Source organism: Chelatococcus sp. XZ-Ab1, from assembly GCF_029309855.1.
GTDB classification, from domain to species: Bacteria; Pseudomonadota; Alphaproteobacteria; order Rhizobiales; family Beijerinckiaceae; genus Chelatococcus_A; species Chelatococcus_A sambhunathii.
Window position 1 is genome coordinate 139,646 of the sequence record NZ_JARKII010000009.1, and the last position, 19,204, is coordinate 158,849.

Consider the following 19,204-nt stretch of genomic DNA (forward strand, 5'->3'; position numbering starts at 1 on the left):
GTGGGAAGGCCGGGCTCTGCCGGTCCCACCCCAAGCCCTGCTCCTCCCCAAGGGGAGGGGAGCCCAATGCCGGGAGGCCTTCATGCCTGACGCTTACATCTATGACCATTTGCGTACGCCGCGCGGCCGCGGCAAGGCGGACGGCGCGCTGCACCAGGTGACGACGCTGCAGCTCGCGACGACGGCGCTCAGGGCGCTGCGCGAGCGCAACGACCTCGACACGCGCCTCGTCGACGACGTGGTGCTCGGCTGCGTCGATCCCGTCGGCGAGGCGGGCGGCGACGTCGCCCGCGCGGCGGCGCTCAATGCCGATTACGGCCACCACGTGCCGGGCGTGCAGATCAACCGCTTCTGCGCCTCCGGCCTTGATGCGGTGAACTTCGCCGCGGCGCAGGTCATGTCCGGCCAGCACGACCTGGTGGTGGGCGGCGGCGTCGAATCCATGAGCCGCGTCGGTATCGGCGCCTCGGGCGGGGCCTGGCCGGTCGAGCCGGAGATCGCGGTGAAGTCCTATTTCATGCCGCAGGGCGTTTCGGCCGATCTCATCGCCACCAAATACGGCTTCACCCGCGACGATTGCGACGCCTATGCGGTGGAAAGCCAGAAGCGCGCTGCCAAGGCCTGGGAGAGGGGTTATTTCAAGAAGTCCGTCGCGCCGGTCACCGACGTCAACGGCATCGTCCTCCTCGACAAGGACGAGCACATGCGGCCGGGCACGGACATGCAGACGCTCGGCCAGCTCAAGCCCTCCTTCGTCCAGATGGCCGACATGGGCGGCTTTTCAGCCGTCGCCATCGATGCCCATCCCGAGGTCGAGGCGCTCGACCATGTGCACCACGCCGGCAATTCGTCCGGCATCGTCGATGGGGCAGCGGCCGTGCTCGTCGGTTCGCGCAAGGCGGGCCGCTCGGCCGGCCTGAAGCCGCGGGCGCGTATCCGCGCCTTCGCCAACATCGGCTCGGAGCCGGCGTTGATGCTCACCGGGCCGGTGGATGTGACGAAGAAGGTGTTGAAGCGTGCCGGCATGACCATTGCCGACATCGACCTCTTCGAGATCAACGAGGCCTTCGCCTCCGTCGTGTTGCGCTACATGCAGGCCTTTGCGCTCGATCCGGCCAAGGTCAATGTCAACGGCGGCGCCATCGCCATGGGCCACCCGCTCGGCGCCACGGGTGCCATGATCCTCGGCACGGTGCTCGACGAACTGGAGCGCACCGGCAAGGAGACTGCCCTGGTGACGCTGTGCATCGGCGCCGGCATGGGCACCGCCACCATCATCGAACGGGTGTGAGGACAAGATGAAGTTCGAGAACTTCCGCTTCGAGACCGACGCCGAGGGCATCGCGGTCGCGACCTGGGACATGCCCGGCCGCTCGATGAACGTCATCACGCCTCAGGTGATGGAGGAACTCGCCGCCATCATCGACACGGTGGCGGCCGATGCCGCCATCAAGGGCTGCATCATCACCTCCGGCAAGGAAGCGTTCTCCGGCGGCGCGGACCTGACCATGCTGCAAGGTCTCGGCGCCGAATATGCGAAGCTCGCGAGGACGAAAGGCGAAGAGGCGGCGATCGCCCATTTCTTTGCGGAATCGCGCAAGCTCTCGCAGCTCTATCGGCGGCTGGAGACTTGCGGCAAGCCGTTCGCGGCCGCGATCCACGGCGTGTGCCTGGGCGGCGCCTTTGAGCTCGCGCTCGCCTGCCACTTCCGCGTGGTCTCGGATGTCGACGCGACGCGGGTCGGCCTGCCGGAGGTCAAGGTCGGCCTCTTCCCCGGTGCCGGCGGCACGCAGCGCGTGGCGCGGCTGATGCAGACGGGCGATGCCCTGCAGATGCTCTTCAAGGGCGAGCAGATCCGCCCGCTGATGGCGCGCAACATGGGCCTCGTCCACGCCGTGGCGCCGCGCGACAAGATCGTCGAGACAGCCAAGGAATGGCTGCGTGCCGGCGGCAGCGCCGTTGCGCCGTGGGACGAGAAGGGCTTCAAGAACCCCTCCGGCCGCGTCTATTCGCCCGCCGGCATGCAGGTGTGGCCGGCGGCCAACGCCATCTACCGGCGCGAGACGCACGACAATTATCCGGCGGCGAAGGCGATCCTGCAGGCGGTCTACGAGGGCCTGCAACTGCCGATGGACCTCGCGCTCGAGGTGGAGAGCCGCTATTTCGCTAAGATCCTGCGCTCGAAGGAGGCGGCGGCGATGATCCGCACGCTCTTCGTCTCCATGCAGGAGCTCAACAAGGGTGCGCGTCGGCCGGCGGACGTGCCTCAGGCGAAGCTGCGCCGCGTCGGCGTCATAGGAGCCGGCTTCATGGGCGCAAGCATCGCCTATGTCACCGCGCTCGCCGGCATGGAGGTCGTGCTCATCGACCAGAGCGTGGAGGCCGCCGAGAGGGGCAAGGCCCATTCGCACAAGCTGATGACCGACCAGATCATGAAGGGGCGTGCCAAGACGGCCGACCGCGAGGCATTGCTCGCCCGCATCACGGCGAGCGACGACTACGGGCTCCTGAAGGACTGCGACCTCGTCATCGAGGCGGTATTCGAGGACCCGAAGGTCAAGGCCGAGGTCATCGCCAAGGCGGAGGCGGCGATGCGCCCGCGCGCCATCTTCGCCTCCAACACCTCGACCTTGCCCATTACTGGGCTTGCCGCCAATTCGGAGCGGCCGAAGCAGTTCGTCGGCATCCACTTCTTCTCGCCGGTCGAGAAGATGATGCTGGTGGAGGTCATCCTCGGCAAGAAGACGGGCGACCGGGCGCTCGCCGTGGCGCTCGACTACGTGCGCGCCATCAGGAAGACGCCCATCGTCGTCAACGATGCGCGCGGCTTTTACGCCAACCGCTGCGTCATGGCCTATGTGCGCGAGGGACACCAGATGCTCGTCGAGGGCGTGCCGCCGGCCATGATCGAAAACGTGGCGCGCATGGCAGGCATGCCCGTCGGCCCGCTGTCGCTCAACGACGAGGTGGCGCTCGATCTTGCGCTCAAGATCCTCAAGGCGACGAAGGCGCAGGTGGGGCCCGAGGCTATCGACCCGGCGCAGGAGCAGCTTCTCGTAGAGATGGTAGAGAAGCGCGGCCGCCTCGGCCGCAAGAACGGCAAGGGCTTCTACGACTATCCCGAAGGCGGCAAAAAGCGGCTGTGGCCCGGCCTTGCCGAGTTGCAGGAGACGAAGCTCGACCCCGACGCCATCGACATCGAGGAGCTGAAGCAGCGCTTCCTCGTGGCGCAGGCGCTGGAGGCGGCGCGGGCGGTCGAGGAGAAGGTCATCACCGATCCGCGCGAGGCGGACGTCGGCTCCATCCTCGGCTTCGGCTTCGCGCCGTTCACCGGCGGCACGCTGTCCTACATCGACGGCATGGGCGTCGCGGCCTTCGTCGATCTCGCCAAGTCACTGGCGAAGAAGCACGGTGAGCGCTTCAAACCCTGCCGCCTCCTGATGCGTATGGCCCGCGAGCGCACGAGCTTCTATGCGGCACCCGCCGAGAAGCCAGACCGGAAGAAGGCAGCGTAAGAGAAGGCGTCGTAGGCGTGTCATGCCGGGCGTGTTCCGGCCATCCACGCCTCGTCGTTGCTCAACCCGCAAAGGCGTGGATGCCCGCGACAAGCGCGGGCATGACGCCGCGATGCAGGTGTCATAGCCCGGCGGCTATTTTCCATGAACCTCTGGTTGCGCCTTCTCTGGCTCCTCCTCGCGACGCCGTTCCGCGACCGGCTCGCCGTGCCCGACGGCGTCTCGCGTCTGTGGTTTCACGTCGGGCTCCTTGATCTCGACACCAACGGCCACATGAACAACGGCCGCTATCTCACGCTCATGGATCTCGGGCGCATGGACCTCATCCTGCGCAGCGGGCTGTGGCGGGCGGTGCTCGCCAACAAATGGACGCCCGTATTGTCGGCGGCGAGCATCCGCTACCGGCGCGAGCTGCGGCTGTTCCGCCGCTTCCGGCTCGACAGCCGCATCGTTGCGTGGGGCGACAGCTGGTTCGTGATGGAGCAGCGCTTCATCGCGCGCAACCGCCGCGGCGAGGAGATGGTGGCGGCCGTCGCGCTGCTGCGCGGCGGGCTCTACGATCGCCGCGCCAAGGCCTTCGTGCCCGTGGCGCAATTGCTTGCAACGGTGGGCGTCAATGCCGCCTCACCCGAACCGCCGGAGGAGGTCCGGGCCTTCCTCGCTGCGGAGGCGGCGATGAGCCACACAGCCAGGGATGCGCCGAAGCGGGCTGGCACCGAGGCGCCGGGCGGCTAACCTGTCCCCTAATGGAATCGGGAGGCCCCGCCGCATGCGCCAGATCGATTATTATTTCTCGCTCGTCAGCCCCTGGGCCTATTTCGGCCACGCGCCCTTTCTCGCCACCGCTCAACGGCACGGATGCACCGTCACCTACAAGCCTGTCTTCCTCGGCGAGGTCTTTTCCGAGACGGGCGGGCTGCCGCTCGCCAGGCGCCATCCCGTGCGCCAGCGGTACCGGCTCGTCGAGCTGCAGCGCTGGCGCGAGAAGCGGGGCGTGCCGCTCAATCTCCAGCCGGCATTCTGGCCCTTCGAGGTGTCGCTCGCCGACCGCTGCGTCATCGCCCTGCAGGCGGCGGGCATCGATCCGGCCGCCTTCACCGCGCGCGCCTTCGCCGGTGTGTGGGCGCGAGACGAGAATCTTGCCGACGAGGCGGTGCTGGCGGCGATCGCGACGGAGGTCGGCGTCGATGCCGGGATGATGCTCGCGGGCGCCCACGGTGAGTCGGCCAAGGCCACCTATGCCGGCAACATTGCGGACGCCATCGCAGCGGAGGTCTTCGGTTCTCCGTCCTACGTCATCGACGGCGAGGTGTTCTGGGGTCAAGACCGGCTCGACCTTCTCGCCGACATGCTGGCGAGCGGGCGGCCGGCCTACTCGAGCGACGTCTGAGCCCTATTCCGCGGCGATCCTGAGCGCCTTCCAGCGCGTTAGCAGTGCGCGCAGGGCCGCCGGCTTCAGCGGCTTGTGCAGCACGTGGATGTCCTTGGCGGCGGCCTCGGCGCGCACGGAGGGCGAGCGGTCGGCGGTGAGCAGTACCGCCGGCAGCTCGCGCGCAAGCTTCCAGCGCAGGGCGACGATCGCCTCGATGCCGTCGCCCTCATCGAGGTGGTAGTCGGCGATGATGACGTCCGGCCGGGCTCCCTTGCGACGCAGCACGTCCTGGGCCTGCTTCAGGCCGGACGCGGCCAGGACGGTGCAACCCCAGCCGCCGAGCAGCACCTGCATACCCTGCGTGATCTGCTTTTCGTTGTCGATGGTAAGGACGACGAGGCCATCGAGCGGGGCGGCCGGCGCGGGCTCCACCTCGGTGGCGACCTGACCCGCCGGCAGGGCCGTGACGAGAGGGACCTCGACAGCGAAGACGGAGCCGCGGCCAGGGATCGAGCGCAGCGACAGCGGATGGTCAAGCACGCGGGCGATGCGCTCGACGATGGAGAGGCCGAGACCGAGGCCGCGCGCCTCGCGCGCGCCCTGTTCGAGCCGCAGGAACTCACGAAAGACGACCTTCTGTTTCGAGGCCGGTATACCAAGACCCGTATCCCACACCTCGATACGCAGCTTGTTGCCGCGCCGGCGGCAGCCGACAAGTACCTTGCCGGTCGGCGTATATTTGATGGCGTTGGAGATCAGGTTCTGCAGGAGGCGGCGCAGAAGCCGCCGATCGGTCCTGACCGTGCCCGAGGTATCGACGAAGGCAAGTTCAAGGCCCTTCTCGCGCGCCATCGGGCCGAACTCGCGCCGGAGGGCGCGGAACATGTCGTCCAGGCGGAAGAGCGACGGCTCGGCCTTGAGCGCGCCAGTGTCGAGGCGCGAGATGTCGAGAAGGGCGGTGAGGATCTCCTCCACCGCGTCGAGGGCGCCGTCGATGTTCTCGGCGAGCGCCGCGTCTCCGGACTTGCGGTCGCGCTCGACCAGCGAGGTGGCATAGAGGCGCGCCGCGTTGAGCGGCTGCAGGATATCGTGGCTGGCGGCGGCGAGGAAGCGGGTCTTGGAGGCATTGGCCTCGTCGGCAGCGGCCTTGGCGCCGCGCAACTCCTCATTGAGGCGCATGAGCTCTTCCGTCCGCTCGCGCACGCGCCGCTCCAGCGTCTCGTTGGCGCGCTCGAGCGCCTCCTCGGCGCCGACGGTTTCGGTAATGTCGGCGTAGGTAGTGACGAGGCCGCCGTCGGGCAGGTGGTTGGAGCGGATCTCGATGACCTTGCCGGAGGGATAGAGCCTCAGCCGGACCGGCTCGGTGTCGTTGACGAAGCTCTCGAGGCGCGCGGCGATGAGGTCATCGGGGTTGCCCTTGCCGTAGGAGCCGCGCTCGGCATTGAAGCGCACGATCTCCTCGAGACCGACGCCCACATGCACGAGTTCCTCCGGAAGGTCGTAGAGCTCGCGGAAGGCCCGGTTCCAGCACATCAGGCGCAGGTCCTTGTCGAGCACCGTGATGCCCTGGCGCGCGTGGTCGAGGGCATGCTGCAGCAGGTCGCGATTGTACTGGATGGCCGCCGAGGCGTCGTCGAGCAGCTTGAGAGCCGCCTTGGTGGAGACGTTGCGCCGGCGCAGCAGCAGCGACAGCACAAGGCGCGAGGAGGCCGCGCCGATGGCCGAGGCGAGCAAATGCTCGGCAAAGCGCAGGAGGTGGATGTCCGCCTCGGCGTTGCCGTTTGGAGTGACGCCACGGCTGGCGGCGAAACTCATGAAAGCAGCGTCCGTCCGTTCCGTGCCGAGATAGCGTCCGACGGTGGAGCGCAGGTCGTCGACGGTAACGGCCGAGCGGCGCAGGCGGAAGGCCTGGGCCATGGGGGCGCTGTCGCGGGCGATGAAGACGTTGGCCTGCAGCCGCTCCATGGGATTGGCCGGGCGCATGAGCGAGAAGCCGACATAGGCGGTGAGGTTCACGGCGAGGCTCCAGACGACGCCGTGTGTCAGCTGCGGCAGGTCGGTGCCGAGAAGGGCCGTGGGCTTCAGGGCGGCGAGCCCGAAGGGCCCGTTGCGGACGACGTCGTGCCAGAAACCCTCGCTGCCGGAGAGGCTCGGCAGCAGCAGCGTATAGGCCCAGATGGCAAAGCCGGCGGCGAGGCCGGCGCTCGCGCCGAGCGCTGTGCCGCGCCGCCAGACGAGGCCACCGAAGAAGGCCGGGCCGATCTGGGCCACCGCGGCGAAGGACAGGAGGCCGATGGCGGCAAGCGCCGCCTCGCCGGAGGCGCGATAATAGACATAGGCGAAGAGGATGACGGCGACGATGGCGATGCGCCGGACCATGACGACGAAGCGGCCGAGGTCGCCGGCATCCGTCCGTTCGTCCTCGCCGCGGCGGCCCCGCCGGCGCAGCACGAGGGGCATGACGAGATCGTTCGAGATCATGATGGCGAGCGCTACCGAATCGACGATGACCATGGCGGTGGCGGCCGAGAGGCCGCCGATGAAGGCGACGAGCGCCATCAGCACCGCGCCGTCGTGCAGCGGCAGGGCCAGAACCGTCATGTCGTAGTCGATGGAACCGCGCGGGAAGATCACCTCGCCGGCGAGCGCGATGGGAATGACGAAGAGGTTGATGAGCACGAGATAGAGCGGGAACATCCAGGCTGCACGCCGGATGTCGGCCGGATGCCGGTTCTCGACGATCATCATGTGGAACTGGCGCGGCAGCAGGATGGCGGCGCCGGCGGCGAGCAGCGTGAGCGTGAGGAAGCTCACCGGCTCGGACGTGCGCGCGACAATGCCGGGGTCGGCAGCCTCGCCCGCCCGCCGCCACAGGTCGCCGAGGCCGTCGAACATCCAGAAGGTGACGAAGAAACCGACGGCGAGGAAGGCGAATAGCTTGACGACACTCTCGAGCGAGATGGCGAGGACGAGGCCGTCGTGATGCTCCGTCGCATCGATCTGGCGCGTGCCGAAGGCGACGGCAAAGGCGGCGAGCACGCCGGCGACGAGGAGGGCGAGGTCGCCGAAGATCGAGCGGCCGAGCCCATGATCCTCCGTCGCCGCGAGGAAGACCTCGAGCGAGGACGACACCGCCTTGAGCTGCAGGGCGATGTAGGGCACGGCCCCGACCACCGCGATGACGGCGACAAGCGCGGCAACGCGGTCGCTCTTGCCGTAACGCGCGGCCACGAAGTCGGCGATCGAGGTGATGTTCTGCGCCTTGGCGAGTTGCACGATGCGTCCGACAAGGCGATGGCCGAGCCCTATGACGAGGATCGGCCCGACATAGATGGTGAGAAAATCGAGCCCCGAGCGCTCGGCGAGGCCGACCGAACCGAAGAAGGTCCAGCTCGTGCAATAGACGGCGAGGGCGAGCGCGTAGATGGTGGCGCGCATACGCCCGTCCATCACGCCTCGGGCGAAGGTGTCGCCCGCATGGGCGACGGCGAAGAGACCGCACAGATAGACGAGGGCTGCGAGAACGACCACCCAGCCGGCGAGCATGTCCGACAACGCCTCCAACGACACCCGGTCGCGCCGCGCGACCTTCAGGAAGCCTACCGCCGCCGCGCGGCGATGGCCATTGAACTAAAGCGCAGCCGCCAGGGTCGGCGACGAGGCGGCATGTGCAATTTGCCCGTGTATCGCCTCCGTGCTTGGAGTAACCTGCGGCGCGTCACGACACCACGTCGCTTTCGGCAGGGAGGGGCAGGATGCTGAAGGAATTCAGGGAATTCGCGCTCAAGGGCAATGTCGTCGACCTTGCCATAGGCGTCATCATCGGCGCGGCCTTCGGCGCGATCGTATCGTCGATGGTCGACGATATCATCATGCCGATCGTCGGCGCCATCACCGGCGGGCTCGATTTCTCCAACTACTTCCTGCCGCTTGCATCCGAGGTGACGGCCAATTCGCTGGAGGAGGCGCGGAGGCAGGGAGCAGTGCTCGCCTGGGGCAATTTTCTCACCATCGCGCTCAAGTTCGTCATCATTGCCTGGGTGCTCTTCATGGTCGTCAAGGCGATGAATCGGCTGAAGCGCCAGCAGGAGAAGGCGCCGGAGACGGCCCCCGAGCCGCCGGCGGACGTCAAGCTGCTCACCGAGATCCGCGACCTTCTCAGGAGCCGGAGTGTCTGAGAGCGCGTGCGGCGGCCGTCGCCCGCGCATCCTTCATGAAGTTTGATCGGTTCATCGCCACAAGTCATGGCTCGTGGCTCTGCGATGGTGTAGGAGCGCGGCAGTCCAAACTGCCGGCGAGCATACCCTCGTGACTGATCTTTCCCTGTTGTCCAGCCTGCGTCGCGAAGCCCGCGAGGCCCCCGCCAGCGGCATCGTCGACGTCGTCAACCACGGCCGCACGCGCCCCGGCCTCATCCCCCTGTGGGTCGGCGAGGGCGACATGTCGACGCCGGCCTTCATAGCCGAGGCGGCGACACGCTCGCTCGTGGCGGGCGAGACCTTCTACACCTGGCAGCGCGGCATTCCGGAGCTGCGCGAGGCTCTCGCACGCTACATCTCGCGCCTCTACGGCAAGACCTATGAGGCTGAGCGCTTCTATGTCACCGGCTCCGGCATGCAGGCGCTGCAGATCGCCGTGCGCATGCTGGTCGGCAGCGGCGACGAGGTTGTCGTGCCGACGCCGGCCTGGCCGAATTTCGGGGCAGCCATCGGCATCGCCGGCGCGACGCCTGTCCCCGTGCCGATGCAGCTCAGCAATGCCGGCTGGACGCTGGATCTCGACCGGCTGGCGGGCGCAATCACACCGGCGACGCGGGTCATCTGCGTCAATTCCCCCGCCAACCCGACCGGCTGGACCGCGAGCCGCGAGGAACTCGCCGCCATCCTGGCGCTCGCACGCCGGCACGGCCTGTGGATCATCGCCGACGAGATCTACGGCCGCTTCGTCTATGACGGCTCGGAGCGCGCGCCGTCCTTCCGTGACGTGATGGATGCGGAAGACCGCATCGTCTTCGTGCAGACCTTCTCGAAGAACTGGGCGATGACCGGCTGGCGCGTCGGCTGGCTCGAGGCCCCGCCCGCCCTCGGCGACGTGATCGAGAATCTCATTCAATATGCGACCTCCGGCGTTGCCGTTTTCATCCAGCGCGCCTGCATCGCCGCGCTCGACCAAGGCGAGGGCTTCATCGCCCACCAGATCGCGCGGGCGAGGGCCGGGCGCGACATCGTCTGCCGGGGCCTTTCCGCGACGGGCCGCGTGCGCTTCGCGGAGCCGACCGGGGCCTTCTATCTCTTCTTCAGCGTCGACGGCGAGGACGATACGCGCCGCCTCGCCATCCGCCTCGTCGACGAGGCGAATGTCGGCCTTGCGCCCGGCACGGCCTTCGGCGCCGGCGGCGAGCGCTTCCTGCGCCTGTGCTTCGCCCGCAAGGCGGAGGATCTCGAGGAGGCTGTCGCCCGCCTCGCCCGCGCGTTGACCTGAGCGTCCTTCGCCCCCGGCAGGGCCGCCCTGCGCCGGGCGCCCTTGGCGAAGCCGTTCGGGCGGTGCATTGAAGGGACATCGCCGAAGACAGGGAGACGGACGGGCGAATGCTGCGCGATCGCGAGACGGTGCGAAACGGCCTTCGGCAGGTTGGCCAGATCCTCGTTGCGGCGGCCGGCGGCTTCGTTTTCCATCTCCTCGACGTTCCGGCCGCCTGGCTGTCCGGCTCCGTCGTCGCGGTCGGACTGCTGTGCGCCGCCCGCCGCGCGGTGCCGATGGCGCCCGGCCTCGCCGATGCGGCCATGCTGCTCGCGGGCACCTCCATGGGGGCAGCCGCGACGCCGGAAGCGATGGCCGCCTTCGCCCGCTATCCGGCGAGCCTCATGCTGCTGGCGCTGAGCGTCGCGGCCGTCGTCATCACATCCGGCCTGTGGCTGGTGCGGCTGTCGCGGTGGAACCGGCTCGATGCGCTGCTCGCCTCCATGCCGGGTGCATTGTCCACCGTCATGGCCGTCGCGGCCGACAGGAACGCCAGCGTCGGCCCCATCGCGGTCGTCCAGTCCTTCCGCCTCGCCGTCCTCGTCGTCGTCCTGCCGAGCGTGCTCTTCGCGCTCGAGGGCGGGCAGGGCGGCATCGTCTTCGGCGGCGTGGCGATGAGCGCCCTGTCGCTCGGCGCGGTGCTCCTCCTCGGCTGGGGCGTCGGCGAGGTCCTGCGCCGGCTGCGCATGGCCGCGCCGCTGCTGCTCGGCGCCACGCTGGTCAGCGGCACGGCGCATGCGCTCTCCATCGTCGATGGGCTGATGCCGCCCAGCATCACCACCTTCGGCCTCGTGCTGCTCGGCTGTTTCATCGGTGCGCGCTTCCGCTCGGTCGACCGGCACGCGCTCGTCGCCAGCATGCCGGCCGCCTTCGCCTCCTTCGTCCTGTCCATCATCGTCGCCTCGGTCTTCGCCTTCGCGGCGGCGGGCCTTGCCCATGTGCCCTTCGGCACGGCACTGGTCGCCTTCGCGCCCGGCGGGCTCGAGGCGATGACGGTGCTCGCGCTCATCATGGGGCTTGATCCGATCTTCGTCGGGTCGCACCACCTCGCCCGCTTCCTCGGTATCGGCATCGCGCTGCCGATGATCGTCGGCTGGATGGGTCGCCGCCGGCGCGCGTGATCGCCCGCACACGGCGGGCCCCTTCATCGTCGTCCACCCGGATGCCGGTGCGGTCTCGCACAGGCGGCCTGGCACGGCGCGTGCTGAGCTTCCTCTCGATGTTTCATGAGGGGAGGTGCCGATGATGGGTTCTGCGTCAACTTCGGCCTACGAACGCAGCCGGCCGGCCGGCCGGCGCAAGCGGGTCCGCAAGGGCACGCTGGTCTGTTCCATCCTGCACCTGTGCGGCGAGACGAGACGGCGCATCGCCGACTATGATCCGCGCCTGTGGTCCGTCATTTCGGTCAAGGACGGGCATGCCCTTCCCGTGACAGCGCTCGAGGATGCCGACCTGTGTGCAGCGGCTCCGGACCTCGCGCTCGTGCTTGCTCATGCACGGCAGGCCGGCTTCCGCTACGTGGTTCTGAGCGAAGACGGCGCAGCGATTTCCGGCCTGCCGCTCTACCCGTCCTGATCCGTTCCGGGCGGGTAGCTGTGCCTGCCACCATCGGTGTCGCGGATGAGCCGTTCTGTGTCAGGGGATGTCTCGATATAGGACGGGCCAATCGGCACCTTGCCATGGCCGCCGGGAATGTCGAGCACATAGGTGGGCTGGCACAGGCCCGACCAGCGTCCGCGCAGTGCGCGCATCAGGGCCTGTCCCTCGCCGATACCCGTCCGGAAATGGCTGGTGCCCGGGGCGAGATCGCCGTGGTGCAGGTAGTAGGGCTTGATGCGGTTCTCGACCAAACGGCGCATCAGGGCCCCGAGAACGGCGGGATCGTCATTGACGCCGGCGAGCAGCACCGTCTGGCTGAGCAGCACGATGCCGGCATCCGCCAGTCGCGCGAGGGCCTGGCATGCCTCCTCGCCCAGTTCGCGCGGGTGGTTGGCGTGGACGACGACATAGGTCGCCTTGCCCGACGCCTTGAGGGCTTCAACCAGCGCATCGTCGATGCGGCCGGGCTCCACCACGGGCACCCGGCTGTGGAAGCGCACCACCTTGACATGATCGATGCCCGCCAGCGCCTGCATCACCTCGCCCAGGCGGCGGGGTGAGGCGACGAGCGGGTCGCCGCCGGTCAGGATGACCTCCCAGATCGCCTCGGTGTCGCGGATATAGGCGAGGGCCGCGGCGAGCGCGTCGCCCGAGAGCGTGCCGTGGCCGGAGGGGCCCACCATCTCGCGGCGGAAGCAGAAGCGGCAATAGACCGGGCAGACGTGCACGAGCTTCAGGAGCACCCGGTCGGGATAGCGGTGGACGATGCCCTCGATGGGGCTATGGGCATCGTCGCCGATGGGATCGGCCCTCTCCTCGGGGCTTGTGACGAGCTCGGCTGCATCGGGCACGAACTGGCGGGCGATGGGATCGTCGGGGTCGTCCGCGTCGATCAGCCCCGCCACGGTCGGCGTGATGGAGACGGCATAGCGCGCGGCGACGGCCTCGAGCGCTTCGAGCTTCTCCGGGGGCGCAAGACCGGCGTCGACGAGTTGCCGGGCCCGCGTGAGCGGGCGCCTGAACGGAGCGGTCATGGCCGGCTCTCCTCTTCGCGCGGCATCGGTGTCCAGATGACGTCCTCGATGCGCCGGGCGCCGGCGAGCAGCATCACCAGCCGGTCGAAGCCGAGCGCGCAGCCGCTCGCTGCCGGCATCAGGGCAAGCGCGGCAAGGAACTCCTCGTCGATGGGGTAGCGCTCGCCGTAGATGCGCTCCTTCTCGGCCATGTCGGCCTCGAAGCGCCGGCGCTGCTCGTGTGGGTCCGTCAGCTCGCTGAAGGCATTGGCGAGCTCGACGCCGCAGGCATAGAGCTCGAAGCGCTCGGCGAGGCGCGGGTCATCCGGCTTGCGGCGGGCAAGGGCCGCCTCGCTTGCCGGATAGTCGGTGAGGAGGGTCGGCCGGCCGCAGCCGAGCCCGGGCTCGATGCGCTCGGACAGGATGCGGCTGAAGATGTCCGACCAGGTGTCGTCGGCGGCGGCGCGGATGCCACGCTCGCCGGCGAGCGTGGCGAGCCGGTCGCGGTCGTTGTCCGCCCCGTCCGGCCCGAGGGTCGGGGCAAGATCGATGTCGGCATGGCGCGCGAAGGCCTCGACGACGGTGAGTTCCTCCGGCTCGGCGAAGGGGTCCGCCTCGCGGCCGCGGAAGGCGAGGCGCGTGGCGCCCGCCGCCTCGGCGGCGCGCGGCAGGAGGCGGGCGCAGTCCGCCATCATGGCGCGATAGTCGGTTTCGGCCCTGTACCATTCGAGCATGGTGAACTCGGGATGGTGCAGGTCGCTGCGCTCGCGGTTGCGGAAGACGCGGGCGAAATCGAAGATCCGCGTCTCCCCCGCCGCCAGCAGCTTCTTGCAGCCGAATTCCGGCGAGGTGTGCAGGTAGAGCGGGCGCGGCGCGCCATCGGCGCCGAGAAGGGCGCTGGCGAAGGCGTGCAGGTGCGTCTCGTTGCCCGGTGAGACCTGCAGGATGCCGCTTTCGACCTCGGTGAAGCCCTCGTCGGCGAACAGGCGGCGCAGGGCCTCTTTCACGCGGCCGCGCGTGAGCAGCAGCGGCCGGCGATCGGCATGGAAATGGGGGCGCCACCAGGCGGTCGTGTCGAGCATGGCGGGACTTCTAGCGCGGTCGGGCGAGCGTGAGAAGCCGCGCGACGTGGGGGAAGCGAAAAGCGGTTCCCACTTTCCGCTCCGATGCTCTATGGTGCGCGCCGACGTTTCGCGGGCTGGTCGGATATTCGAACCGGGGCTGCCCAAGGACAAGCGACAACAGAGGTTACTTCAGTGAAGGTCATCGCCAGTTCCGTGCGCAAGGGCAACATTCTTGAGGTGGACGGTCAGCTCTACGTCGTCCTTTCGGCCGAGAGCTTCTTTCCCGGCAAGGGCACGCCGACCACGCAGATCGACATGCGCCGCCTGTCCGACGGCACCAAGACGAGCCAGCGCTACAAGACGACCGAGCAGGTCGAGCGCGCTTATGTCGAGGATCGCGAGCACACCTATCTCTATCAGGATGGCGACAACTACATCTTCATGAACCCCGAGACGTACGACCAGCTGCCCGTGCCGGCGGACGTCGTTGGCGATCAGGCCGTCTACTTGCAGGAGGGCATGGCCTGCATGATCTCCATCTACGAAGGCAATGCCGTTGCCATCGACCTGCCGCAGCGCGTGATACTCGAGGTCGTCGAGACGGAGCCGACGGTGAAGGGCCAGACCGCCTCGTCGTCCTACAAGCCGGCCATCCTGTCGAACGGCGTGCGCACCATGGTGCCCCCGCACATCGGCACCGGCACCCGCATCGTCATCATGACGGCCGATGGCTCCTACGTGGAACGCGCCAAGGACTGACGGGCGCGAGATGCAGCAAGCGAGCCTGCCGCCTCAGGCGGCGGGCACCGCCGGGCGCAAGCGCGGCAGCGACCAGGTATCGGTGGGCCGGCTGTGCCCGCGCAGCGTCATGATGCCCACATGGACGAGGCCGGACAGCGGGCCCGCATCGCCATCGCAGGCCTTCAGCGCCGCCGCCCGCGTCTCCGTGCTCAGCACGATGGCGGCATCGATTTCCTTGCTCAGGCTCTGCAGCCGGCTCGCCACGTTCACCGTGTCGCCGATGACGGTCACCGACCGTGTCGTCTCCGAGCCGATGTCGCCGAGCATCACCTCGCCCGTATGCAGGCCGATGCCCATGTCGAGCGGCGCCTCGCCGCGCGCGCGCCGCCGCTCGTTGATGCCGGCGAGCCCGTCCTGCATCTCGCGCGCGCAGGCGATCGCGCGCAGCGCATCGTCGGGCGATGGCTCGGGCATGCCGAACACTGCCATGAGGCCGTCGCCGAGATAGCGGTCAAGCGTCCCCTCGTGGCGGAAGACGATATCCGTCATGGTGGCGTGGAAATCCCTGAGGAGGGCGATGGTCGCCTCGGGGCCCTCCGCCTCCGACAGGAGGGTGAAGTTGCGCAGGTCACAGAACAGGACGGTTGCCGGCTGGCGGTGTGGCTTCTCGAAGGGGCGGCCGAGTCGGGCGATGAGATCGACCATGTTGGGCGAGAAGTGCTTGGAAAGGTTGACCCGCTCGGCAATGGAGCGGCGGCTCTCCGTGATCGCGGCATAGAGCACGAGATGCGTCTCCACGATGGAGACGAGGTAGAGCTGCACGAGAAGCAGCGCCACGGTCTCCCGGCGCAGGCCCTGCTGCGCGGCGTAGATATTGTCCGCCACCACGGTCACGGCGATGAACGCGCCGGACAGGACGATGGCCGTGAAGGCGCGCGGCTTTGTGGTCAGTGCCGCTGCGGCGAGCGTCGGCCCGAACAGGAGCAGCATGGCCGCATTCTCGACATCGGGCGTGAAGTCGACAAGCCAGGCGGCGACGGCAGCGACGATCAGCGCCAGCCAGCAGGCGAGGCTGACGAGTGACGGCCGGCCGAACTCCTCGCGGCCGTTCCAGGCCATCAGCAGCGGCGTGACGAGCACGGTCCCGGCAAGGTCCGAGATGAACCAGGTCATGAAGCGCGGCGGCAGGTCGACGAGGCGCTCTGTGCCCGGGAAGGCGCCGGTCAGGTAGAGGACGAGAACGCCGATCAGGGCCGCGACGGCGGAGATGACGAGGCAGCCGGCAATGAGGAAGACGACCATGTCCCGCGTGCGGCCGAACATGTCGTCGGCACCGCCGGCCAGGCGGCAGGCATGGCGGGCGGCGAGGGCGCCGACGATCGTCGCCCCGACAAGGAGGAGCTCGGCGGCGAGGCGCAGCGGCTCCGCATAGGCGTTGGCGACCGTTGCCGCGCCGCCGATGGCCACCGGCAGGAGGCCGGCCGGCCCGTGCCGGAGGACGAGGAACAGTGCGATGCCGATGGCCGGCCAGACCGGCACGATGCCGTCGGCGCCGCCGGCGAACATCTGCGCGTAGTACGCCAGCACGAAATAGGCGAGCGACCAGGCCAGGACCCGCGCGATCGACAAGTGTTGCCTCCCCATTGCCTTCCCGCGGCAGGATAGAGCCCCCGGCGCACGGTGCAACGCCTGCGCCTTCGAGGGCGCCGGACAAAAAAGCCCCGGCCAGGGGCCGGGGCAAGGCTCGGGAGGAAAAGACAGCGCTTACCAGCTCGGCAGGACGGCGCCCTTGAAGGTCTCCTCGACGAAGGCCTTCACCTCCGGTGAGTGGTACGATTCGAGCAGCGTCTTCACCCAGGGCTTGTCCTTGTCGGCACTGCGCACGGCGATCAGGTTGACATAGGGACCCTTGGCGTCCTCGCGCAGGATGGCATCCTGCGGCTTGAGGCCCGCCGAGACGGCATAGTTCGTGTTGACCGCCGCGGCGGCGACGTCGTCGAGCGAGCGCGGCGTCTGGGCGGCGTCGACCTCGAGGAACTTCAGCTTCTTCGGATTCTCGACGATGTCGGCGACGGTGGGCTTGAAGCCGACGCCGTCCTTCAGCTTGATGACGCCCTTGTCCTGCAGGAGGAGGAGCGAGCGCCCGCCGTTCGTCGGGTCGTTCTGGATGGCGATGGTGGCGCCGTCCGGCACCTCGTCCCACGACTTGTGCTTCTTCGAGTAGATGCCGAGCGGGAAGTTCACCGTGAGGCCGACGCTCTCGATCTTGAAGCCGCGGTCGGCCACCTGGTTGTCGAGATAGGGCTGGTTCTGGAACGAGTTGGCCTGCAGCTCGCCGGCGTCGAGCGCGGTGTTAGGCACGACATAGTCCGAGAACTCGATGATCTCGATGTCGAGGCCCTTCTTGGCGGCGACGGGCTTCACCGCCTCAAGGATCTGGGCGTGCGGGCCGGGCGTCACGCCGATCTTGATCGTCTCCGCCTGGGCGGAGGCCGCGCCGAGGCCGATGGCGGCGGCAAGGGCGGCGGTGAGAATGCGGATGGACATAAGGAATAACCCCCAGTGGTGTGGAACTGCGGAAACGAGATCAGGCGTGGCGCAGGCGCTTGTTGAGCCTGAGCGCCAGGCGATCACCGAGGCTCTGCACGCCCTGCACGAGGACGATGAGCACGATGACGACGGAGGCCATCACCTCGGGCATGAAGCGCTGGTAGCCGTAGCGAATGCCAAGGTCGCCCAGCCCGCCGCCGCCGACGACGCCGACGATGGCCGAGTAGCCGATGAGGCTGACGATGGCGAGGGTGAGGCCCAGCACGATGCCGGGCAGTGCCTCGGGCACGAGCACCTTGGCGACGATCTGCAGGGGCGAGGCACCCATGGCGCGGGCCGCCTCGATAAGCCCTTGGTCGACCTCGCGCACCGCCGCCTCGATCAGGCGGGCGATGAAGGGCGTCGCCGCCACCGTCAGCGGCACGATGGCCGCCGTGGTGCCGATTGAGGTGCCGGCGACGAGGCGCGTGAAGGGAATGATGGCGACGACCAGGATGATGAAGGGCGTCGAGCGCGTGGCGTTGACGATGAAGCCGAGCGCCCCGTTGAGCCACGGCGCCGACAGGAGTTCGCCGCGGCGGCTCGTGGCGAGGAAGACGCCGAGCGGCAGGCCGAAGAGCGTGCCGAGCGCCGTCGCGACGAGCACCATGTAGAGCGTATCGGCGGTCGCCTGCAGGATGAGGCGGGCGATTTCAGGCGACATGGCCGAGCACCTCCGTATCGAGATCGCGCTCCTTGAGGAAGGCGAGCGCCTTGTCGAGCGACGTGCCGTCGTTCGGCAGCCCGACGATGAGCGTGCCGAACGGACGGCCGGCAATGGAATCGACCGCGCCGCCGAGGATGTTGACGTCGATGCCGAGCTCGCGCGTCACCTGCGACAGCACGGGATGGGTGGCGAAGGGGCCGCGGAAGACGATGCGCACGACCACCTGTCCGCCGGGGATCGGCTCGTCCCGGATCTGGTCGGCGACGAAGGCCGGCAGCTCGCGGCCGGATTCGGCGGCGAGGAAGCTCCGCGTCGTCTCGTGCTGCGGCCGGGTGAACAGGTCGAAGACGTCGCCCTGTTCGACGATGCGGCCGGCGTCGAGCACCGCGACGCGCTGCGCGATCGCGCGGATCACCGCCATCTCGTGGGTGATGAGCAGGATGGTGAGGCCGAGCTCGCGGTTGATGGTGCCGAGGAGGTCGAGGATCGAGCGCGTCGTCTCGGGGTCGAGCGCGGAGGTCGCCTCGTCGGACAGGAGCACCTTGGGCTGCGTGGCGAGCGCGCGGGCGATGCCGACGCGCTGTTTCTGCCCGCCGGAGAGCTCGGCCGGATAGCGCCCGCGCTTGTCGGCGAGGCCGACGAGATCGAGCAGCGGCGTGACCCGCGCCTTGATCGTCGCGGCGTCGGTGCCCGCGATCTCGAGCGGCAGGGCGACGTTGTCGAAGACCGTGCGCGACGAAAGGAGGTTGAAGTGCTGGAACACCATCCCGATCGAGCGGCGCACGGAGCGCAGCGCGCCCTCGCCGAGCCCGGCAACGTCCGTGCCGTCGACGATGACGCGCCCGGCGGTGGGCTTCTCGAGCCCGTTGACGAGGCGGATCAGCGTCGACTTGCCGGCGCCGGAGCGGCCGATGACGCCGACGACGGAGCTGCGAGGCACGGCAAGGTCGATGCCGGCGAGCGCATGTACGGCGGCCGAACTCTTGCGCGCCGGGAAGGACTTGGCGACCCCCTCGAAGCGGATGATGGCATCTTCCGTCTCGTCGCTCGCGGGGATCGCTGCGTCGGCGGTGATGGGGGCATGGGCGTTCACGGTCATTCTCTTTTCCGGGGGCGTGCGGTAG

16 protein-coding genes are annotated in these 19,204 nt (G+C 68.6%); 9 read left to right on the forward strand and 7 right to left on the reverse strand.

The window, feature by feature from the left end; all coding sequences use genetic code 11:
- Positions 1-82: 82 nt before the first annotated feature.
- The 4 genes from P2T65_RS14860 to P2T65_RS14875 all read left to right on the forward strand — a co-directional run bounded on the left by P2T65_RS14860 (position 83) and on the right by P2T65_RS14875 (position 4,905).
- Complete coding sequence (locus tag P2T65_RS14860) at positions 83-1,291, forward strand: acetyl-CoA C-acetyltransferase (RefSeq protein ID WP_055460214.1); 1,209 nt, start codon at positions 83-85, stop codon at positions 1,289-1,291.
- Between the two features lie 7 nt (positions 1,292-1,298).
- Positions 1,299-3,515 (forward strand): 3-hydroxyacyl-CoA dehydrogenase NAD-binding domain-containing protein, encoded by a 2,217-nt coding sequence (locus P2T65_RS14865; RefSeq protein ID WP_055460215.1) that lies wholly within the window; start codon positions 1,299-1,301, stop codon positions 3,513-3,515.
- Between the two features lie 144 nt (positions 3,516-3,659).
- Positions 3,660-4,250 carry a thioesterase family protein gene (locus P2T65_RS14870; protein ID WP_276200079.1) on the forward strand — a complete coding sequence of 197 codons (591 nt, stop codon included), beginning with the start codon at positions 3,660-3,662 and terminating at the stop codon, positions 4,248-4,250.
- 34 nt (positions 4,251-4,284) lie between these two features.
- Positions 4,285-4,905 carry a 2-hydroxychromene-2-carboxylate isomerase gene (locus P2T65_RS14875; protein ID WP_055460217.1) on the forward strand — a complete coding sequence of 207 codons (621 nt, stop codon included), beginning with the start codon at positions 4,285-4,287 and terminating at the stop codon, positions 4,903-4,905.
- Positions 4,906-4,908: 3 nt separating this feature from the next.
- Here the strand turns inward: P2T65_RS14875 and P2T65_RS14880 are convergent, their stop codons facing one another.
- Positions 4,909-8,433 (reverse strand): NahK/ErcS family hybrid sensor histidine kinase/response regulator, encoded by a 3,525-nt coding sequence (locus P2T65_RS14880; RefSeq protein ID WP_276200080.1) that lies wholly within the window; start codon positions 8,431-8,433, stop codon positions 4,909-4,911.
- Positions 8,434-8,642: 209 nt separating this feature from the next.
- On the opposite strand from P2T65_RS14880, the gene mscL reads away from it, so the two are divergent.
- The 4 genes from mscL (at position 8,643) to P2T65_RS14900 (ending at position 11,982) form a co-directional block, all read left to right on the forward strand.
- Positions 8,643-9,065: a large conductance mechanosensitive channel protein MscL gene (mscL, locus tag P2T65_RS14885; RefSeq protein ID WP_019400206.1), complete on the forward strand. Its 423-nt coding sequence runs from the start codon at positions 8,643-8,645 to the stop codon at positions 9,063-9,065.
- A gap of 130 nt (positions 9,066-9,195) precedes the next feature.
- On the forward strand, positions 9,196-10,368 hold the full coding sequence (locus P2T65_RS14890) for a pyridoxal phosphate-dependent aminotransferase (protein ID WP_055460219.1): 1,173 nt from the start codon (positions 9,196-9,198) through the stop codon (positions 10,366-10,368).
- A 107-nt stretch (positions 10,369-10,475) separates the two neighbouring features.
- Positions 10,476-11,528 (forward strand): AbrB family transcriptional regulator, encoded by a 1,053-nt coding sequence (locus tag P2T65_RS14895; RefSeq protein WP_055460220.1) that lies wholly within the window; start codon positions 10,476-10,478, stop codon positions 11,526-11,528.
- Between the two features lie 121 nt (positions 11,529-11,649).
- Positions 11,650-11,982 carry a hypothetical protein gene (locus P2T65_RS14900; protein ID WP_055460221.1) on the forward strand — a complete coding sequence of 111 codons (333 nt, stop codon included), beginning with the start codon at positions 11,650-11,652 and terminating at the stop codon, positions 11,980-11,982.
- On the opposite strand, the gene P2T65_RS14905 is transcribed toward P2T65_RS14900, so the two are convergent.
- Both P2T65_RS14905 and epmA read right to left on the reverse strand, forming a co-directional pair.
- A complete protein-coding gene (locus P2T65_RS14905) occupies positions 11,970-13,040 on the reverse strand; it encodes a lysine-2,3-aminomutase-like protein (RefSeq protein ID WP_276200081.1) in 1,071 nt (356 codons plus the stop codon). The genes P2T65_RS14900 and P2T65_RS14905 overlap by 13 nt on opposite strands.
- On the reverse strand, positions 13,037-14,101 hold the full coding sequence (epmA, locus tag P2T65_RS14910; RefSeq protein WP_055460223.1) for an EF-P lysine aminoacylase EpmA: 1,065 nt from the start codon (positions 14,099-14,101) through the stop codon (positions 13,037-13,039). The genes P2T65_RS14905 and epmA overlap by 4 nt, the downstream gene beginning before the upstream one ends.
- A 174-nt stretch (positions 14,102-14,275) precedes the next feature.
- Here epmA and efp point away from each other — a divergent pair, with 174 nt between their 5' ends.
- A complete protein-coding gene (gene efp, locus P2T65_RS14915) occupies positions 14,276-14,842 on the forward strand; it encodes an elongation factor P (protein ID WP_055460224.1) in 567 nt (188 codons plus the stop codon).
- 33 nt (positions 14,843-14,875) lie between these two features.
- Here efp and P2T65_RS14920 read toward each other — a convergent pair whose 3' ends face one another.
- The 4 genes from P2T65_RS14920 to P2T65_RS14935 all read right to left on the reverse strand — a co-directional run bounded on the left by P2T65_RS14920 (position 14,876) and on the right by P2T65_RS14935 (position 19,179).
- Entirely contained in the window at positions 14,876-16,453 is a 1,578-nt protein-coding gene (locus P2T65_RS14920; RefSeq protein WP_063185414.1) for an adenylate/guanylate cyclase domain-containing protein, read from the reverse strand.
- A 135-nt stretch (positions 16,454-16,588) separates the two neighbouring features.
- On the reverse strand, positions 16,589-17,371 hold the full coding sequence (locus tag P2T65_RS14925; RefSeq protein ID WP_071924266.1) for a MetQ/NlpA family ABC transporter substrate-binding protein: 783 nt from the start codon (positions 17,369-17,371) through the stop codon (positions 16,589-16,591).
- 40 nt (positions 17,372-17,411) lie between these two features.
- On the reverse strand, positions 17,412-18,077 hold the full coding sequence (locus tag P2T65_RS14930) for a methionine ABC transporter permease (RefSeq protein WP_055460227.1): 666 nt from the start codon (positions 18,075-18,077) through the stop codon (positions 17,412-17,414).
- Positions 18,067-19,179 (reverse strand): methionine ABC transporter ATP-binding protein, encoded by a 1,113-nt coding sequence (locus P2T65_RS14935; RefSeq protein ID WP_071924265.1) that lies wholly within the window; start codon positions 19,177-19,179, stop codon positions 18,067-18,069. The genes P2T65_RS14930 and P2T65_RS14935 overlap by 11 nt, the downstream gene beginning before the upstream one ends.
- Positions 19,180-19,204: the final 25 nt, after the last annotated feature.

Coding starts and splice junctions, on each gene's coding strand:
- P2T65_RS14860 (WP_055460214.1), top strand. CDS start 83: ATGCCTGACGCTTACATCTATGACCATTTGCGTACGCCGCGCGGCCGC.
- P2T65_RS14865 (WP_055460215.1), top strand. CDS start 1,299: ATGAAGTTCGAGAACTTCCGCTTCGAGACCGACGCCGAGGGCATCGCG.
- P2T65_RS14870 (WP_276200079.1), top strand. CDS start 3,660: ATGAACCTCTGGTTGCGCCTTCTCTGGCTCCTCCTCGCGACGCCGTTC.
- P2T65_RS14875 (WP_055460217.1), top strand. CDS start 4,285: ATGCGCCAGATCGATTATTATTTCTCGCTCGTCAGCCCCTGGGCCTAT.
- P2T65_RS14880 (WP_276200080.1), bottom strand. CDS start 8,433: ATGCTCGCCGGCTGGGTGGTCGTTCTCGCAGCCCTCGTCTATCTGTGC.
- mscL (WP_019400206.1), top strand. CDS start 8,643: ATGCTGAAGGAATTCAGGGAATTCGCGCTCAAGGGCAATGTCGTCGAC.
- P2T65_RS14895 (WP_055460220.1), top strand. CDS start 10,476: ATGCTGCGCGATCGCGAGACGGTGCGAAACGGCCTTCGGCAGGTTGGC.
- P2T65_RS14900 (WP_055460221.1), top strand. CDS start 11,650: ATGATGGGTTCTGCGTCAACTTCGGCCTACGAACGCAGCCGGCCGGCC.
- P2T65_RS14905 (WP_276200081.1), bottom strand. CDS start 13,040: ATGACCGCTCCGTTCAGGCGCCCGCTCACGCGGGCCCGGCAACTCGTC.
- epmA (WP_055460223.1), bottom strand. CDS start 14,101: ATGCTCGACACGACCGCCTGGTGGCGCCCCCATTTCCATGCCGATCGC.
- P2T65_RS14925 (WP_071924266.1), bottom strand. CDS start 17,371: ATGTCCATCCGCATTCTCACCGCCGCCCTTGCCGCCGCCATCGGCCTC.
- P2T65_RS14930 (WP_055460227.1), bottom strand. CDS start 18,077: ATGTCGCCTGAAATCGCCCGCCTCATCCTGCAGGCGACCGCCGATACG.
- P2T65_RS14935 (WP_071924265.1), bottom strand. CDS start 19,179: ATGACCGTGAACGCCCATGCCCCCATCACCGCCGACGCAGCGATCCCC.